Annotated in this window: 18 protein-coding genes and 1 other RNA gene; 12 read left to right on the top strand and 7 right to left on the bottom strand. The window is 56.8% G+C overall.

All coding sequences use genetic code 11. The features are described 5' to 3' along the window. Window positions 1-138: 138 nt before the first annotated feature. Window positions 139-657, bottom strand: a complete 519-nt coding sequence (locus ABXG94_RS13685) for a c-type cytochrome (RefSeq protein WP_353535063.1) — start codon at window positions 655-657, stop codon at window positions 139-141. A gap of 115 nt (window positions 658-772) precedes the next feature. Between ABXG94_RS13685 and ABXG94_RS13680 the strand changes: the two genes are divergently transcribed. After that, a complete protein-coding gene (locus ABXG94_RS13680) occupies window positions 773-1,615 on the top strand; it encodes a prephenate dehydratase (protein ID WP_353535062.1) in 843 nt (280 codons plus the stop codon). Between the two features lie 6 nt (window positions 1,616-1,621). On the opposite strand, the gene ABXG94_RS13675 is transcribed toward ABXG94_RS13680, so the two are convergent. Both ABXG94_RS13675 and nudC read right to left on the bottom strand, forming a co-directional pair. Further along, window positions 1,622-2,089 (bottom strand): SRPBCC family protein, encoded by a 468-nt coding sequence (locus ABXG94_RS13675; RefSeq protein ID WP_353535061.1) that lies wholly within the window; start codon window positions 2,087-2,089, stop codon window positions 1,622-1,624. A gap of 48 nt (window positions 2,090-2,137) precedes the next feature. Beyond that, a complete protein-coding gene (gene nudC, locus ABXG94_RS13670) occupies window positions 2,138-3,103 on the bottom strand; it encodes an NAD(+) diphosphatase (RefSeq protein ID WP_353535060.1) in 966 nt (321 codons plus the stop codon). 235 nt (window positions 3,104-3,338) lie between these two features. On the opposite strand from nudC, the gene ABXG94_RS13665 reads away from it, so the two are divergent. The 3 genes from ABXG94_RS13665 to rsgA all read left to right on the top strand — a co-directional run bounded on the left by ABXG94_RS13665 (window position 3,339) and on the right by rsgA (window position 6,514). Next, the gene (locus ABXG94_RS13665; RefSeq protein ID WP_353535057.1) at window positions 3,339-5,231 is read left to right on the top strand and encodes a 5'-nucleotidase C-terminal domain-containing protein; all 1,893 of its coding nucleotides are present in this window, start codon (window positions 3,339-3,341) and stop codon (window positions 5,229-5,231) included. Then, an RNA gene (gene ffs / locus ABXG94_RS13660) (signal recognition particle sRNA small type) lies at window positions 5,229-5,327 on the top strand. The genes ABXG94_RS13665 and ffs overlap by 3 nt, the downstream gene beginning before the upstream one ends. A 155-nt stretch (window positions 5,328-5,482) precedes the next feature. Then, window positions 5,483-6,514, top strand: coding sequence for a ribosome small subunit-dependent GTPase A (rsgA, locus tag ABXG94_RS13655; RefSeq protein WP_353535056.1), 1,032 nt, complete (start codon window positions 5,483-5,485; stop codon window positions 6,512-6,514). On the opposite strand, the gene ABXG94_RS13650 is transcribed toward rsgA, so the two are convergent. Next, entirely contained in the window at window positions 6,515-7,036 is a 522-nt protein-coding gene (locus tag ABXG94_RS13650; RefSeq protein ID WP_353535054.1) for a protein-tyrosine phosphatase family protein, read from the bottom strand. A gap of 83 nt (window positions 7,037-7,119) precedes the next feature. After that, window positions 7,120-8,697: an ankyrin repeat domain-containing protein gene (locus ABXG94_RS13645; protein WP_353535051.1), complete on the bottom strand. Its 1,578-nt coding sequence runs from the start codon at window positions 8,695-8,697 to the stop codon at window positions 7,120-7,122. 340 nt (window positions 8,698-9,037) lie between these two features. Here ABXG94_RS13645 and ABXG94_RS13640 point away from each other — a divergent pair, with 340 nt between their 5' ends. The 5 genes from ABXG94_RS13640 to ABXG94_RS13620 all read left to right on the top strand — a co-directional run bounded on the left by ABXG94_RS13640 (window position 9,038) and on the right by ABXG94_RS13620 (window position 13,298). After that, window positions 9,038-10,813 carry a DNA polymerase III subunit gamma/tau gene (locus tag ABXG94_RS13640; protein WP_353535049.1) on the top strand — a complete coding sequence of 592 codons (1,776 nt, stop codon included), beginning with the start codon at window positions 9,038-9,040 and terminating at the stop codon, window positions 10,811-10,813. A gap of 204 nt (window positions 10,814-11,017) precedes the next feature. Next, complete coding sequence (locus ABXG94_RS13635; RefSeq protein WP_353535046.1) at window positions 11,018-11,362, top strand: YbaB/EbfC family nucleoid-associated protein; 345 nt, start codon at window positions 11,018-11,020, stop codon at window positions 11,360-11,362. Between the two features lie 93 nt (window positions 11,363-11,455). Next, entirely contained in the window at window positions 11,456-12,046 is a 591-nt protein-coding gene (recR, locus tag ABXG94_RS13630; RefSeq protein ID WP_353535044.1) for a recombination mediator RecR, read from the top strand. 106 nt (window positions 12,047-12,152) lie between these two features. Beyond that, window positions 12,153-12,818 carry a DUF2306 domain-containing protein gene (locus ABXG94_RS13625; RefSeq protein WP_353535041.1) on the top strand — a complete coding sequence of 222 codons (666 nt, stop codon included), beginning with the start codon at window positions 12,153-12,155 and terminating at the stop codon, window positions 12,816-12,818. A gap of 90 nt (window positions 12,819-12,908) precedes the next feature. After that, a complete protein-coding gene (locus ABXG94_RS13620; RefSeq protein ID WP_353535040.1) occupies window positions 12,909-13,298 on the top strand; it encodes a VOC family protein in 390 nt (129 codons plus the stop codon). On the opposite strand, the gene ABXG94_RS13615 is transcribed toward ABXG94_RS13620, so the two are convergent. Beyond that, a complete protein-coding gene (locus ABXG94_RS13615; RefSeq protein WP_353535038.1) occupies window positions 13,256-13,954 on the bottom strand; it encodes a helix-turn-helix domain-containing protein in 699 nt (232 codons plus the stop codon). The genes ABXG94_RS13620 and ABXG94_RS13615 overlap by 43 nt on opposite strands. Before the next feature lie 20 nt (window positions 13,955-13,974). Further along, on the bottom strand, window positions 13,975-14,736 hold the full coding sequence (locus ABXG94_RS13610; RefSeq protein ID WP_353535035.1) for a DUF1013 domain-containing protein: 762 nt from the start codon (window positions 14,734-14,736) through the stop codon (window positions 13,975-13,977). A gap of 132 nt (window positions 14,737-14,868) precedes the next feature. Between ABXG94_RS13610 and ABXG94_RS13605 the strand changes: the two genes are divergently transcribed. From ABXG94_RS13605 to ABXG94_RS13595, 3 genes are all read left to right on the top strand, one after another. Next, on the top strand, window positions 14,869-15,507 hold the full coding sequence (locus ABXG94_RS13605) for a ribonuclease T2 family protein (protein WP_353535032.1): 639 nt from the start codon (window positions 14,869-14,871) through the stop codon (window positions 15,505-15,507). A gap of 205 nt (window positions 15,508-15,712) precedes the next feature. After that, window positions 15,713-16,093: a hypothetical protein gene (locus ABXG94_RS13600; RefSeq protein WP_353535030.1), complete on the top strand. Its 381-nt coding sequence runs from the start codon at window positions 15,713-15,715 to the stop codon at window positions 16,091-16,093. Between the two features lie 37 nt (window positions 16,094-16,130). Further along, the gene (locus ABXG94_RS13595) at window positions 16,131-17,441 is read left to right on the top strand and encodes a PepSY-associated TM helix domain-containing protein (RefSeq protein ID WP_353535027.1); all 1,311 of its coding nucleotides are present in this window, start codon (window positions 16,131-16,133) and stop codon (window positions 17,439-17,441) included. Window positions 17,442-17,524 lie beyond the last annotated feature (83 nt).

The following is a 17,524-nucleotide window of genomic DNA, read 5'->3' as shown; positions in this document are numbered from 1 at the left end:
ACATTCAAGGCAAGAATAATAAACAAGAAGTGAAGCCAGCGTTTTTAACGCTTGGTTTGGCGCTCTAAGGCCTTGCGGACAAAGAAAAAGGCCGTTGCGCAAAGCAACGGCCTTCAAAACTCTAACAAATGCGTGTGCTTAGCCGCCTTGGCTTTGCAAATAGGCAATCAGGTTGGCACGATCAGCCGGCTTTTTCAAACCGCTAAAGCCCATTTTGGTGCCAGGTGCGAACCCTTTGGGGCTTGCCAAGAAACCGTCAAGGTTTTCGGCGGTCCAAACATCAGCGACAGCAACCAGCGCGCCAGAGTAGCCAAAGCCATCCGCAGCAGAAACAGCGCGGTCAACAATGCTAAACAGATGTGGGCCAGTGGCGTTTGCGCCATCTTCCAGCTTGTGGCAAGCCTTACATTTGCCAAACACTTTGGCACCTTTTGCGAGGTCGGCAGAGGCCAGCAGCTCTTGCAAAGAGGGGCCTTCTTCTGCTGCGTCGTCCGTCGAAGCAACTTCCACTTCGATCGCATAACCTGCTTTGGCGTGATCGCCGTGGCCACCGCCTGTGTGGTAGAGGGTTTCTGCAACCCATGCACCCAGAAGGTAAACCAAGAGCGCACCGCAGAACGCGCCCAGTACTTTAGTCATTGTCATCGTGTCGAACATGCTACGTTTCCATCTCGTGGCGTTTGCGGCGTATCTATCCGCTTCCTTCCGTTGAACGCAAGGTATAGTTACCGCGACCAATCGCCCTTGTCGGGAAAAAATGGGAAAATTCGGAATGACACAGCGTATCGCATTTCAAGGAGAGCCCGGTGCTTACTCGCACGAGGCCTGTCGCAACGCCCGCCCCGACATGGAGGCGCTGGCCTGCGCGACCTTTGAAGAAACCATTGATGCGGTGAAGTCCGGCGCAGCCGCGCTGGCCATGCTGCCGGTGGAAAATTCGACCTATGGGCGGGTGGCAGACATTCACCGGCTTTTGCCCAACAGCGGGTTACGGATCATTGACGAGGCTTTTGTACGGGTGCACATCAACCTGCTTGCGGTGCCTGGTGCCAAGATTTCGGACGTTAAAGAAGCCTATTCGCATCTGGTGTTGCTGCCGCAATGCGCCGGTTTCTTGGGGGAACATGACATTCGCGGTCGGGTCAGCCCTGACAATGCCCGCGCCGCGCGCGAGGTGGCCGAGCAAGGCGACATTCACACAGCTGCTTTGGCCAGCGAACTGGCTGCCGATATTTATGGTTTGGATGTCTTGGCGCGCCACGTCGAAGATCATGACAACAACACCACGCGGTTTCTGATCATGGCCCCCGAGGCTCAATTGCAGCGTCGCGCGGGCGAATTTGGCATGATCACCAGCTTTGTCTTTCAGGTGCGCAACATCCCGGCTGCGCTGTACAAAGCCATGGGTGGCTTTGCCACCAACGGTGTCAATATGACCAAGCTGGAAAGCTATATGGTGGATGGACGCTTTACCGCGACGCAGTTTTACGCCGAGGTTGAAGGCCACCCAGAGGATCGCGGTCTGGAGCTCGCCTTAGAAGAACTGGCCTATTTCACCACGAACATTGATATTTTGGGTGTCTATCCGGCGGCAAAATCGCGCCACATCGACTAGGCCAATTTAGCTGGCCATCTGATAGCGATCTTCCAGATTGCGACATTGCGACTGAAACCGTTCTTGCAGTTTCTTGTCGATATTGCCGCGCGCCAGTTTCATCGACTGCACCAAAAGCCGCATTGGCAAAGTGCGCGCGTCAATATCGGTTACAAGGTGCAACCGCGTGCGTTTGCGAGAGAGCGCCACCAGTTCGAAATCTATTTTGATGTCCAAACCTTGGGTTTTCACGTCAAGAACAACCCGTTCTGGCCGCTCAAACGTCACAATCTCTGCGCGCATTTTGATCGCTTTGCCGCGCCAATCAAAATCGATTTTCCAAGACGACCCGACACCAAATTCAGACGCGTCTGTGTTGCGGACCACTTCGATCCCGCGCCGCATCGCCATGCGCTCAAATACGTCATACTCCGACAACAAATTGAATGCATCGTCGATAGGAACGTCGAGGTCTTCTTTTGCCGAAAATTGCATCTGTCTGCTCTTATTTAGGGTTTGGGTTAATATTAGGTAAGTTTTGCGTCAATCAAGCCTGTCCGCAAGCCAGTTCTGCAAAATAAAATGGGCTATTGAGCCTTTTCTTGCCGGTCGGATCGTTGGGTGTGTGCCTTCAAAACAACTCATCATCTCTTCGCGGGTCAACCAGACCGCATCGGCGATCTCTGCCGGGTCAATTGTGATCTCGCTTGACGTGGCGATGCCGTGACAGCCCATCATCAAAGACGAGGGGTAAGGCCAGGGTTGAGATCCCAGATAGCGCACATCGCCCACCTGCACACCCGCTTCTTCAAACACTTCGCGGCGCACTGCGGCCTCGGGAGTTTCACCCGGCTCTACAAAGCCAGCCAGCAGCGAATACATATCCTCGGGCCAATCGACACCGCGGCCCACCAACACCCGGTTGCCATTGGTGATCAGCATGATGACAACGGGATCGATGCGCGGAAAATGCTGCCGCCCGCAAGCACCACAACTGCGCTGCCAGCCACCGGACGCTATATCAGTTCCGGCACCACATGTGGCGCAGAACCGGTGCAACCGGTGCCATTCAATCACCGAGCGCGCCGTTGCCGCCAACTCCGCGTCCATCGCGCTAAGATCTGCCATGATATTGCGCAATTCAATAAAGGCGTCGCTGGCAGGAACTGCAGGGTGCTGCTGTTGGGTTTTGTCCAGAAAACCATTGTCCGGCAGCTCTTGTGATTCCGGATCCCAGCCCGAAATATCAGAGGCAAACACAACTGTGCCATCATCCTTGCCCAGCAACACCGGGCGTTCTGCGCGGGTGGCAAAAATCGGATGATCAAGCGGCAACCGCACCAATGCCTTGTCACTGTCGCCATGCACTAAGGGCTTGCCGCGCCACAACACAATGCTGCGGGCGTCGGGTGCTTTCAGGGCCTTATCGAATGCCTCGGCATCAGACCTAAGCAGGTTCATACGGTCCAGACCTGCGCCGCCAAAAGTAACTGTTTCGAAATCGATCATGGTTAGACCTTAGATATGCTGCGCCGTTTTGCGGCCGAATAGTTCGTGCCTAGCCCTACGCTGCTCGGCCAGAATTGTCCCGAATAAACTCGGCCTTAACAGCATTCCTGTAGCAAATTGATACGTTTGCATACATTGACACAACCTAAAGAAGAGTTAAACTGGCAACATTCCATTTAATCACATAGGCCCTCATTTGCAGCCAACAGATCCTGCCAAAAGCGCGCATATTTATTTGCATATCCTTGCAACATCGGATGTGCATGGCGCGCTGTTTGATCAGGCGATCCCCCAGGCAGATGGCCTCGATTTTGGATCCCTGCGCACCATTGCCTCAATGGTATCCAGCAAAAGACAGGCCCACCCAAATTGCATGTTGGTGGACAATGGGGATTTCCTGCAAGGGGCTCCGTTTTGCGATTTTCTCGCGTCCAAAGATCTTGATCCCAGCACCGCCCATCCGATTATCTCGGCGATGAATATCATGGGCTATGACGCCGTAGGCTTGGGAAATCACGAATTTGACTATGGGTTGCCCTATCTTGAAAAGGCCGTGGCGCAGGCACAGTTTCCACTGATCTGCTCAAATCTAATGTCGCCCCGCGCCTGTTGGCTTCCCTCGGTGATTTTGCAAAAGAAACTACAGGGCACGCAAAAGGGCCAACATGTTGTAAACATTGGCATCCTAAGCGTCATGCCCCAGCACGTGCTAAAGTGGAACCATCTGCATATGAGCAAACAGGTCTGCGCCCGCAATATGCTGCATTCTGCGCGCGAAACCGCAGCAAGACTGCGCGAGGCCGGCGCTGATCTGGTGCTCGCGCTGGCGCATACCGGGCTGGGGCTGCCAACGGCTGGCCCAGACAGCGAAAACCTGGCGATTTTGATGGCAGAACACTGTGATATTGATGCCATGGTCTGCGGGCACATCCACGAGGTATTTCCAAATACTGCAGTTCCGAACAGCCCTGCGGTGAATGCAACAACCGGGCATATTCGCGGCGTGCCAACCGTGATGCCCGGCTTCAACGCCTCGCATCTTGGGGAAATCACCCTAGAATTGCGTCAGGTTGGGGCGCAGTGGCGGGTGCAGGACTCGCAGGTAAATCTGCACGCAACACAAGCGCAGCCGCTTGGGGGCCAAGACGCGCTTTCAAAACAGCTAGACCGGATTTTTCAACCGCTCCGAACCTCTGCGGAACGCGCCTCACGCGCTGTTGTCGCGCAAACAGATTGGCCTATTCACAGCTATTTCGCCTGCCTGCCAGACGATCCGTCCGTTGCTTTGACGGCGGCGGCGCAACAGCACTTTGCCCAGAGCTTGGTGGGCAAGCAGATCCCACGCGACATTCCGATTCTTTCAGCGGCCTGCCCCTATAAATTTGGTGGGAAATCCGGGCCAGAGCATTTTACAGACCTGCCCATTGGCAAGGTTCAAGTCAAAGATCTGCATGATCTGCAACCCTTCCAGAATGCGGCCTACGCCCTGCTTATGACCGGGTATGACATCCGCAATTGGCTGGAAATGTCCGCAGGTTGGTTTCGCCACCTGCAAGTCCAAAGCGGTACGTCTGATCTGCTAGCGCCGGATTTTCCCTGTTACAGCTTTGATGTGATTTTTGGGCTAAACTATGAAATCGACCTGACGCAGCCTGCAAAATTCACCCGCTTTGGTAACCGAATCCCTCACAATGGTTCTGGCGTAGCTCCCAAGAAAGGACGCATTTCGAATCTGATGTTTGACGGGCTGCCCCTACAGGATGATCAACCCTTTGTGCTTGTGACCAACAGCTACCGGGCCGGCGGTGGCGGCAACTTCCCCATTCCCGCAACCACCCAGACACTTCCCCTGCCCACCATGGCCATCCGGGACCTGATCAAAGACTACCTGCAAGAGGGAAGTCACAGGCCAGATTTGACCAGCGCACCTTGGAAATTTCGAGCAATATCAGGCACTCAGGCAAAGTTTCACAGCAGCCATCTTGCCTTGGACCACGCGCGACACTGGCCATTGCTGACGCCTGACATCAGCCGACCTGCCCCACAGGGCTTTGTTGAATTCACCTATGATTTCAACCGGACCAGCCCGCTTGCATTCTTAGATCACCCCGCATATATCCAATCTTGAGAGGTTGGCGCGGGCAAGCGCCTCGCCAACCCGGTCAGATCCGGAAGGAAGCAGCCGCAACGAGCCCCGCTTGGGTCGATGTTCAACCTCTCACCTATTGCCCTGGGCAGCCGCCCAATGAAACGGAGGGTTTTATGATTGTCGCCACCCCTCTTCAGGCGATTGCCTAACAAGGCTTTTCAAACCGCCTGAACTCGTTACGTTTGTTGCACCCTTGCAGCAACGCCTAAAACTGTTTCATAGGCAAACCAATGACAATCACTTTTCAAGACCTAGGTTGGTCTCAACACTTTGCGCAGCTTCATGACATCACCGGCCCCGGCCAGGTGTTTCGCGTTGCCTCGGTCCATCGGGACCGCGTTATGGGGCTTTCGCCGGAGGGTGAAAAAACCCTGATCGAACCAAATCACAACACTGGCCATATCGCGGTGGGTGACTGGGTGCTGACCGATGACGAACTGCGCATCACCGAACGACTAGAACGCAAATCCCTGTTGCAACGCCGGGCTGCGGGGCGCGAGGCACGCGCACAATTGATCGCCGCAAATGTCGACACGCTGTTTATCGTCAGCTCGTGCAATGATGATTTTAATGTCGCCAGACTGGAACGCTATCTGGCATTGGCGCAATCCACCGATTGCTTTGCGGTGATTGTGCTGACCAAAGCGGACCTTTGTAATGACGTCGATTCATACCGTCGGCAAATTCAGCAGATCCCATTGGCCCCGCCCGTTGAAATCCTGAACGCCAAGGATCCGGCAGATATTCAAGCCATCTTGGCTTGGGTCAGCCATGGGCAAACCGCTGCAATCGTGGGGTCATCGGGCGTCGGCAAAACCACTATTGCCAATGGCATGACGCTGGAACAAGCGGCCACAGGCGACATTCGCGACGATGACGCCAAGGGGCGTCATACCACCACATCGCGTCATCTGCGCCGCATGAACAATGGCGGCTGGTTGATTGATACGCCGGGCATGCGCGAATTGCAGTTGTTTGATGCCCAAGAGGGCATCGAAGCGCTGTTTGACGATCTGTTCACTCTGGCGCAGCAGTGCAAATTCAGCAATTGCGCCCATGAAAGCGAACCCGGCTGCGCTATCAAAGCTGGAGTTGCGGCCGGGGACATCGACGCTGATCGGCTAAACCGCTGGCGCAAACTGGTGTTGGAAAACCAGTATAACAACGAAAGCGTTGCCCAAGCCCGTTCGCGCGATCGCAGTTTTGGCCGCATGGTCAACTCGGCCCAACGCGCAGCCAAACACCGCAAAGGGCGCAAATAGCTAGCGACAAACGCCACCGGGCCGCGGCAATTTCCTGCGGTGGCCCGCCTTTGCCCACTCAAACTGACCATCGGTTTCGACCGCGCAGGGGCGCACAGCGCGCAGTCGGCCCAGGGCCTGATCAACCGGCTCGCCCGCCTCGACCATCAACCGCAGCGCTGCCATACCAGAGCGGCCACAGCCCCCCATGCAATGAATCAGTACGCGGCCACCACCCTTTAGCGCCAGCAAAGCCGCTTCGGCCGCCGCAGGCCAGGCCGCTTCAAAGGCTTTGTCGGGCACGCCAAAATCTGGCACCGGCAAATGCACCCAGCGGGCTGCGCGGGCACGAAAATCAGCCCCCAAAGTTTCCGCCCCATGGTCTACCATTTCGCCCGATGTTGTCAGCGACATGACAATCGAGGGTTTCCATTCCGCCATATGATCCAGATCCATATCATAGGCCGCACCGCGACCGGGCATTGGCGATATCGCCAAGACACCGCCACCAACCGATAAGGCATGTAACGAAAAACCAGCCATCTCTCCCCCTTGCAGAGGGCGCGCAATAGGCGTGCCCAGCAAGAGTGATCCTTCCAAGAGAATCGCCGTCTGCCAAGTAAAATCTATCCCGTGATCGCTTCGACCACCTGTCCGGGATAGCGCGCGGCCCAGTCAGACAGAAAGGCCGCCACCGTTTCATCGCCCGCTGATGTGATGTCACGTTCGGGCAGGGCCACCCCATGATGCAGCACCAATTCCAAACACGCGATGTAATCCCGTTCAGCCCGCTGCGGGCAATTCTCAGATCCGTGGATGATTGTGGACAACAAGGTGCCCCCATAGGTGTTCACATGGGCAAGATCGGGCCCCAAGCCCAGAAGCAGCGCCAGCATATCAGGCAGCCCCTCCCAGCCTGCCAACTGCACAGGGGTCAACCCTTCGCTATTGGGACGATCAAATTCCACCCCCAGCGCCACCAAGTGCCGCACATGCTCTGCTTTGCCCGGCAAATGCAGGATCTCGGCAATGATATTGCGATAGGCCTCTGGCAATTGATCCGGGTTCAGGAACGCGCCTTCTGTGGCCATGCCATCGGCGGCTTTTGCCAAAAGCGCCTCTTCCTTTGTCAGCGTAACCGCTAAAGGCGCCGCTGTGCGGTTTTCGATGGCCTGCGCCACAGCCCTGTTGCCAAAAACCCGCGCATAGGCATAGGCCGTGCCCCCTTGGTACGTCCTTTCCAGGTCTGCTCCCGCGGCCAAAAGCGTCTCTATAAGGGGCGCATCACACATCCGGCGCGCCGCCTGATGCAGCGCAGGTATAACAATTGGGGCCTCGCCGCCAACCGGCGCGGCCTGAAATTCATTCACATCCGCCCCCGCCGCAATCAGCATTTGCACCGCCGCCAAATCGCCAAAATCCAGAGCCCGCAACAAAGCATTTGTACCCGCCGGTTTCGCCCCGTGATCCAACAACAGTTTTAACCCATGCCGATGGCCCAACTCGGTGGCGTGATACAGGCTCTCGCCGTCATTGGGATCTGCGCCGTTTTGCAACAGCCAGGCCGCAAGCGGCATATTATCAGCATGACCGATCGCGCCATAAAGCGCCGAAAGCGGATGTGGGTTTTGTGGCCCAACAGGCATGCTGTCATTCACATCTGCGCCTAGACCGCGCAGCATTTCGGCAATGTCCAACATGTCTTGCTCAAGATCAGGCCGCGCATGGATCCAGCGGGAAAAACACAAATGCAGGATCGGTGTTTTTGGCCCTAATTTCTGCACCGCCGCCAGAGGATTTTCCCAAAGCGCCGCCTGCACGGCCGCTTTATCATACAGCGCGATCTGCAGTCCCAAAAAGCCGGTTGCCAGATCCGGAGTTTCGCCCAGCAAATGCGCAATCACTCTCACCTGCCCCTGTGCCACCGCCAGCTTCAACCGCTGCACCCGCGACGCGCGATCCAAACCAATGGTTTCGGCGGCAAGCTTCAGCGCGGGCCAACTGGCAAAATTCTGTTCCTGGGCAATCACATGCAGAAAATCCGCATGCTGCAAAACCGTACCCAACGCGCGGGGCGGGTGCTGCTTAAGGCGTTGATGAGCCACAGGCAGGCCCGCTAAATAATCCCGCCTAAGCTGTTTGGCACGACGGCGCAGCACATCAAGCTGCAATTGGGGTGTGAATTGAGGGTCAGATTGGGTCATCGGTTTCTCCGCACAGCCCAGTGGTTCGCTTTAAGGGCAGGAAAATCCGAAAGTCGGTTTTCATAAATCTAGGGGATGCCTCTGGCTTTCCGCGAACCTGGCGGCCGTCCCTATCGGCCAATGGCAAGCTAACCGCGGCCTTTCCCCCAATGCAACCCTGGATCTTCACCTTTGCCCAAATACTTTGGGGTGAGCGATGAAACATCGTTTCAACGCGAGGGGCAAAGCCCCTGACAAGGTCCGCAACCCGGCGCGCAACCACAGCTGCCCCGCGTCAATCCGGTAGACGCGCCGCCCCCCAGCGCATACCTTACATGCGACGCGATTCATAAGGCACAGCATGAGCGATACGCAAAACACCCACGACACCCCGTCTGGCTATCAAGTTCTCGCCCGCAAATACCGACCCGAGACCTTTGTGGATCTCGTGGGCCAAGACGCCATGGTGCGCACGCTGAAAAACGCCTTTGCCGCCGACCGCATCGCTCAGGCCTTTGTGATGACCGGCATTCGCGGCACCGGGAAAACCACCACCGCGCGCATTATTGCCAAGGGCATGAACTGCATCGGTCCCGATGGCACGAGCGGCCCCACCACCGAGCCCTGCGGCCAATGTGAACATTGCACCGCCATCATGGAAGGTCGCCATGTGGATGTGATGGAAATGGATGCCGCCTCGCGCACTGGCGTCGGCGACATCCGCGAAATCATCGACTCGGTGCATTACCGCGCGGCCTCTGCCCGCTACAAAATCTATATCATCGACGAAGTGCACATGCTCTCGACCAGTGCCTTTAACGCGCTGCTGAAAACCCTCGAAGAACCGCCGGCCCATGTGAAATTCATCTTTGCCACCACCGAAATCCGCAAAGTTCCGGTCACGGTGCTGTCACGCTGCCAGCGCTTTGATCTGCGCCGCATCGAACCCGAAGACCAAATCCGCATGCTGCGCAAGATCGCGGATTCCGAGGGTGCTGCGATTGCCGATGATGCCCTGGCGCTGATCACCCGCGCCGCCGAAGGCTCCGCCCGCGACGCGACCTCCTTGCTGGACCAAGCCATTTCCCACGGGGCTGGCGAAACCACCGCCGTGCAAGTGCGCGCCATGTTGGGGCTGGCAGATCGTGGACGGGTGCTGGACCTCTATGACATGATCATGCGCGGCGACGCTGGGGCGGCGCTCAATGAATTGTCCTCGCAATATGCCGACGGGGCCGACCCCATGGCGGTATTGCGCGATCTGGCGGAAATCACCCATTGGATATCCGTGGTCAAAATCACCCCCGAGGCCGCGGATGACCCCACCATCAGCCCGGACGAACGCGCCCGCGGCCAAGCCATGGCGGGCCAACTGCCAATGCGTGTGATGACCCGTATGTGGCAAATGCTGCTCAAGGCGCTGGACGAGGTGGCAACCGCCCCCAATGCAATGATGGCCGCCGAAATGGCCATCATCCGGCTGACCCATGTGGCAGAGTTGCCCAGCCCCGAAGATCTGATCCGCAAATTGCAAAACACACCGGTGCCACCCGCCCCTCCAGGTGGCGGCGGCGGTGGCGGCGCATCTGCGCCCGCCTCCCAAGGCAGCACCCAGGCCTATGCAGGCACGCAAATGACCGGGTCAAGCGCGGGCGGCGGCGGCACGGTCACAGCGCTTGTGCCACAGGCAGAACAGGCGCTTGCGCGCTACGCCAGTTTTGATCACGTGATTGAACTCATCCGCCAGCAACGCGATGGCAAACTGCTGATGGATGTCGAAGCAGACCTGCGGCTGGTGTCCTACCGCCCGGGCCGCATCGAGTTTGAACCCGCCCCCAATGCGCCGCGTGATCTGGCGCAACGGCTGGGGCAACGCTTGCAACAGTGGACAGGCAATCGCTGGGCTGTAACCGTGGTGAACCAAGGTGGCGCAGAAACCATCGTGCAAAAGCGCAATGCCGCCCAAAATGCCATCAAGGCCGAAGCCATGGCGCATCCGCTTGTCCAAGCGATCATTTCTGCCTTTCCCAAGGCCAAAATCACCGACATCAAAACCCAAGCAGCCATCGCCACTCAGGCCCAGGCCGAAGCCCTGCCCGAGGTCGAAGACGAATGGGACCCCTTTGAAGAAGAGTGACCCAAAGCGGGCTTCACCGCGCCACACAACAAGAACACCAAGCACTTTCACATTGGCATAAAGGTGCAAGATTTGGCGAGTTTTGCAAAAATCACCACCCAAAGACAGCCTATTGCGCCCCCCCACTTGTTCAAGGCCCGCGCAATTGCGATATGTGCTCTAGTGATTTACGGCGCGGCGCGCCCCCGAAACAAGGAGAACACAATGCTCAAAGGACTGGGCCAGATTGGCGATATGGCCAAGATGATGAAACAAGCGCAAGAAATGCAAACCAAAATGACCGACATGCAGGATGACCTGAACAACATGACAGTCATTGGCGAGAGCGGTGCAGGTCTTGTCAAAGCCACCGCATCCGCCAAGGGCGAGCTCAAGGCCCTTGATATTGATCCCTCGATCTTTGTGGCCTCTGAAAAAGAAGTGGTCGAAGACCTCATTCTTGCTGCCATCAAAGACGCGCAATCCAAAGCCGGCGACAAGGCCCAGTCGGAAATGGCGAAAATCACCGAAGGTCTCGGCCTGCCTGCCGACTTCAAGATGCCTTTCTGATATCCCGCCACTCCCTGATTTGTTCTTGAAATAAATACCCAAATTGCGACGGTGCCCCGCGCGCCGTCGCCCCAGGATCAAGCGACACCCCGCATGAGCAGCAGCGATCTAGAAATATTGATAGACCTGATGGCCCGCCTGCCAGGGCTTGGGCCACGGTCTGCCCGGCGCGCTGTTCTGCATCTTATCCGCAAACGTGCACTTTTGCTCACGCCGCTGTCAGATGCCATGACCCAGGTGGCCGCAACCGCGCGCGAATGTTTAAACTGCGGCAATGTGGGCACCTCTGACATCTGCGATATCTGTGAAGATGACCGGCGTGCCACTGGCGAACTTTGTGTGGTCGAAGACGTCGCAGATCTTTGGGCCATGGAACGCGCCGGGGTTTTCAAAGGCCGCTACCATGTGCTAGGCGGCACCCTGTCGGCGCTGGACAGCATCGGTCCCGAAGATCTGTCCATTCCGCGCCTTGTGGATCGGGTCACCAGCGAGCACATTTCTGAAGTCATCTTGGCGCTAAATGCCACGGTAGATGGCCAGACCACAGCCCATTACATTGCTGACCAACTCGAAGATCAGGTGATCCTTTCGTCTTTGGCCCAGGGCGTGCCAATTGGTGGCGAACTGGATTATCTGGACGAAGGTACAATTTCCGCCGCGCTCAAGGCCAGAAAACCAATCTAGCAAGCGCCGCTTACGCAATTTTTGCATATTCAAAATGCCTTTTTCGGGAATTCTCTGGATATTTTCTATGTGACAGCTTGGCCCCATTCAAATCTGGAGCCGCTATATGTCCCTTTTATCTTCCCGCGCCTGGCGCACGATCTTGCCGCTTTTTATTGTCAGCCTGCTGCCTTTTGTGACCTCTGCTATGCGCACGCATTGGGTGCTGACCACAAGCCCTGAAACCATAGATGATCCAAGTTTCATGCATTTTCTAGAGATGCCATGGCCGATTTTGTCACATATGATCGGTGGCAGCCTGTTCTGCCTGATCGCCATCGTACAATTCACCCCGGAAACCCGCCAAGCCCTTGGCCGCTGGCACCCCCGTCTTGGACGCATTGCCATTCTGGCAGGCATGACCGCCGCTCTTTCGGGGGTTTGGATGGTTATCTATCACCCGGCAAATGCCTTGACGCTGCCGATCATGTCCGCCGGGCGGTTTCTCTTTGGTCTGGCCATGGCGCTATCCATATGCCTTGCGATGATCGCAGCCGGCCGCCGGCAATTTCAACACCACCGGGCCTGGATGATGCGGGCCTTTGCCCTGGCCACCGCAGGGGCCACTCAAGGCGTGCTGATCATGGCCCATAGCGCACTAACCGGCACCATGACCGCGCAGGCCATCGCGCTTTTTGCCTGGGTTGGTTGGACCATCAATATAGCGGTTGTCGAAGCGCTGATTGTGCGGGCAAACCGCCTGGCCCCCCTGCGCTCCCCGCGCACGGCCTAGGGCTGGCTCAACACAAACCTGTCCGAAATATTCAAGACCGGGCCAAAATTTCGCGCTACCCTTGGCCCATCATTTCAAAAAGAGGTCCAGATGATTTTCCGCTACAGCATTCTCTATGTCGACGACGTCGCCGCGACGTTGGATTTTTACCAAAAGGCCTTTGGGCTCACGCTTGGATTCCTGCACGAAAGCGGCGACTATGGCGAATTGAAAACCGGCGACACCAAATTGGCCTTTTCCTCAAAAAAGCTGATGCACAGCCTCGGAAAATCTCCGGGCAAAGCTGATCCGCAAAACCCCGTGTTTGAAATCGCCTTTGAATGCGAGGATGTGTCGCAAGCACTGGCCACCGCCCTAAGCGCCGGGGCCAGCCTGGTGCAAGACGCACGCGAGGAACCCTGGGGGCAAACCACCTCTTATGTCAGCGACCCAAACGGCTACCTGATAGAGATTTGCTCTCCGGTTGCCAGTGCGGGTTGATGCAGCTGGGTCCTCAAATCCAGAGACCCGCGCAGCCCGCGCGGGCTCATGCCAAACCAACGCTGAAACTCTCGGGTCATATGCGCCTGATCTGAAAACCCGCTGTCTGCGGCGAGATCCGCAAAGGGCTCGCCAAGCCGCAAAGCCGCGCGCCGCACCCGCGCAAGGCGCAGCCAGAAGATCGGGGCAAACCCGGTGTCGCGCAGCATACGACGGTGCAAGCTGCGCACGGAAACCCCAAGGATCTTGGCCCCCGCGCCAACACTGGGCGCGTTTTTAAGTACCGCAATGGTTGCCATGGCATCCCCGGCGGCCATTACCGCCCCGGAAATATCCGCCTCTGCCCCGGCCGCATCCTTTGGCAGGGCATACAACAGCGCCTGTGGCACTTGCACACCTGGCGCCAGCCGAAAGCCGGTCAACTTTGTGCCCTTTTGTAAGGCAGCGGTTTCCGGTGCGGCCTGCAATGCAGACAATCGCCAGACCGGAGCCGCATCTGGCCTTTCCCACAAAATCAGGTCACGACACCCATCAGGCAAAATCAAAGCCCGGTCAGTCTTGGTGGCCACATGGGTCCATTTTTGCAAAATCAGCGACATGCCCCATTCTGCCCGCCCAGCAAAAAGCCCGCAACCTTTCGGCGCGGGCTTTGGCATGTCATGGTCTGAAAAATCGCTTATGGCTGCTCATCTTCATCATCATCACCACCGGGCAAATCAAAGAAGCTATCCGCGTCAGAATAATCTGCGTCGCCACGCGGGTCGGCGCCGTCATCGCTATCCGTTCCACCAAGTGTAAAGGTCTCCAGACCCTCGATGGCTGATGGGATGCGCGGTTCTGCTTCCATTTCCAAAGATTGCTCGGTGCTGACCAGTTTACGGCGCTCATCATCACTCATCACGCCGCCCTCGGCCGCGCGTTTGGCCGCCGCTTTCTGAACCGCTTTGTCCAGTTCGGACTGTTTACACAGGCCCAGCGCAACCGGATCGATCGGCTGAATATTGGCAATGTTCCAATGGGTGCGTTCGCGAATCGCCTGAATGGTTGGCTTGGTTGTGCCCACCAGCTTTGACACCTGACCATCGGTCAGTTCTGGGTGGAATTTCACCAACCACAGAATCGATGCCGGACGATCCTGACGCTTAGACAGCGGCGTGTAACGTGGCCCGCGGCGTTTTTCTTCACCCACAGCAGCGGCGTTGAACTTCAACTTCAGCTTATACAGGGCGCTGTCTTGGGCGTTGTCGATTTCTTCTTGGGTCAGTTGGTTGTTGGCAATTGGGTCAAAGCCCTTCACACCAGTTGCCACATCACCATCCGCAATGCCCTGCACTTCCAACTCGTGCATGCCTACAAAATCAGCAATCTGTTTAAAGCTGATCGTCGTGTTATCGACAAGCCACACAGCGGTGGCCTTCGCCATAATTGGTTTTGCCATAACGGCCTCCTAAAACATAGTTTTCCCGTCGCCAGACTTTGCGTCTGACGGCATCCTTTGGGGGATGCGGGTTTCCATTGATGGGGAACTTGAAGCCGATATAGTGCGCCCAAGGCAAAAAGGAAAGAGTGAATGCGGTTTCTGATGATCTTCCTCAGCATGGTTTTGCTGACACCCCCCGCCCAGGCCGACGCAGAACGGGCAGGCGAATTTGACTACTATGTGCTGGCTCTCAGTTGGTCACCCAACTGGTGCGCTCTGGAAGGCGACAGCAAAAACGCGCCGCAATGTGACCCCCGTCATGACCATGGCTGGATCTTACACGGCCTGTGGCCGCAATTTCATCGGGGTTGGCCCAGCTATTGCCGCACAACCGCGCGCGCGCCATCCCGCAGCATGACCAAGGACATGGCTGACATCATGGGCACTGCTGGTCTGGCCTGGCACCAATGGAAAAAACACGGCAGCTGTTCGGGGCTCTCAGCACCCGATTATTATGCCCTGTCGCGCAAGGCCTATGCACAGATCACCCGCCCAAAGATCTTTCGCAAATTGCAGAAACAAATTACCTTGCCCGCTGCGCTGATCGAACAAGCCTTTTTGCAAGACAATCCCGAGCTCGCTGCCGACGGGCTGACCGTCACCTGCAAACAAGGCCGCATCCAAGAGGCCCGCATTTGCCTGTCCAAAGACCTGACACCGGTGCCCTGCGGCCGTGATGTGATCAAGGATTGTTCCCTCTCAGACGCTGTGTTTGACCCAATTCGCTAACCTCAAACCCTTCACATTTCCCAAAATACTCTGGGGTGAGCGGGGAAATCAACGATTTCACCGTGAGGGGCAAAGCCCCATTGCCCAACGGCGCAAAAGCTACCGCGTCACTATCGCGCTTTTACATTGTCCAAACACAAGGCTATGACCAAAGCCGATAGATCCGCCCTGCATATTTAGTGACCAATTTCCAGTGCCCCGCTCAATGACCCGATTGCAAAAATACCTCCACCTTTATGAAAACATGGCCGCCGCCCTGTTTCTCATTGTGGCTTTGGTTTTGCCGCGCGTTTCTGCGGTGCTTGTCGAGTTCATCCCCGGGGTGGACACGGTGATCATCTGCACGGGCTCAGAATATGTCACCCTGACATTGGGCCCCGACGGCACGCCCATCGATGTCGCAGAAAGCAGCGACAACCGCTGCACCCTTTCAGATACCCCCGAGCTCACCGTTGCGCTACAGCCCTTTTGGCACCAGCTGGCGCGCGGCTTTCAACACCCGTTTAAGGTTGTTGAAAACGGCCAATCCACCCTCGACCGCCTCGCGCACCTGGAACCCTCCCGCGCGCCTCCTGCTGTGATCTGATCCTCACTAAAAACTCAGATTTAACAGGAAAAACAAAATGACCGATGCAACTGCACCGGGCACCTCCGCGTCTTATGCGACCGGCGGCGCCTTCTATCGTCTCGTCTGGAAATGGCACTTTCTTGCCTCTCTCTATGTCTTACCCTTTATGGCCATGCTGGCCTTGACCGGCGGCATTTACCTTTACAAACCCCAGATCGAATCCTGGCTCTATGCCGACCAAATTTATGTGACACAGGGCGCAGAAACCCTCAGCTACGAAGCCCAAATCGACGCTCTGCGTGCTCATTCTGGCATCACCCGCCTGCGCGGGGTCACCACTTATGATGACCCAACCCGCAGCACAAAGATCGAATTCAACGACGGCGAAAAAATCCGTTCCTATGCCTGGGTCAACCCTTATAGCGGCGAGGTGCTGGGCACAGTTGAACGCGACAAAACCGCGATGCACCTGCTCAAGAAATTCCACGGAGAGCTGCTGCTTGGCAAAGCCGGTACCAAATTTGTCGAACTGGCCGCCCATTGGGCGATTGTGATGTTCATCACCGGGGTCTACCTCTGGTGGCCGCGGGGAAATCGCAGCCTGAAACAAGCGGTATCTCCCCCCAAAGGCAGCCCCAAGCAAGGCCGCAGCTGGTGGCGTGAAACCCATTTGTTCACTGGTTTTCTAGCCACTCTTCTGGTGGTGCCAATCCTGCTTTCTGGCTTGCCGTGGACAGATGTTTGGGGCGGCGGGCTGTCTTATGTGCAGGAACAAACCGGTCAGAAATCCCAATCTCTTCGGTTCAGCCGCTCGGTGCCCAATTCAACCACATCAGAGGGTCTCACAATTGCCTATGCTGATGTTTTTGCCACCGCAAAGGCCGAAGGTCTGATCGCCCCCTTTGAAATGCGGCCGCCCAAGAACGAAAAGGCCGCCTTCTGGATCCGCTCTGCCAGCCGCAACCGGCATGATCAAAACGAGCTGATCATCGACCAATACAGCGGAGCCGTCTTGAAACGGCATGATTTCACCAGCAATCCCGTGGTGGCAAAAACCGTATCTTACGGCATCTCCTTCCATCAGGGTGAACTTTACGGCTGGCTTAATCTGGCACAAAACACCCTCGCGGCTGTGCTGGCGTTTGGTCTCTCGCTCACTGGTTTCATAGCCTGGTGGAAACGCCGTCCAGCTGGCGCGCTTGGCGTCCCAAATGCACCTGACGCGGCTCTTTCACCGGCAATGATCATTCTGGTGGTCGCCCTGTCGCTCATCTTGCCGCTGGTGGGCGCGTCGCTGATCTTCGCCATAATCCTTGATTGGGTGCTCTTCCGCCGCATCGGTTGGTTCCGCAACCGCCAGCCATAGACCCTCTCCCTTAAACACCAAAGGCGGGCCACATCACGCAGGCCCGCCCCTTCACCTTTCTCAAAATACTCTGGGGTGAACGG

The sequence above is a fragment of the Cognatishimia sp. WU-CL00825 genome, assembly GCF_040364665.1.
Taxonomy (GTDB): Bacteria; Pseudomonadota; Alphaproteobacteria; order Rhodobacterales; family Rhodobacteraceae; genus Cognatishimia.
Note: the sequence above shows the minus strand (reverse complement) of the source record. Positions and strands in the feature narration are given on the sequence as shown.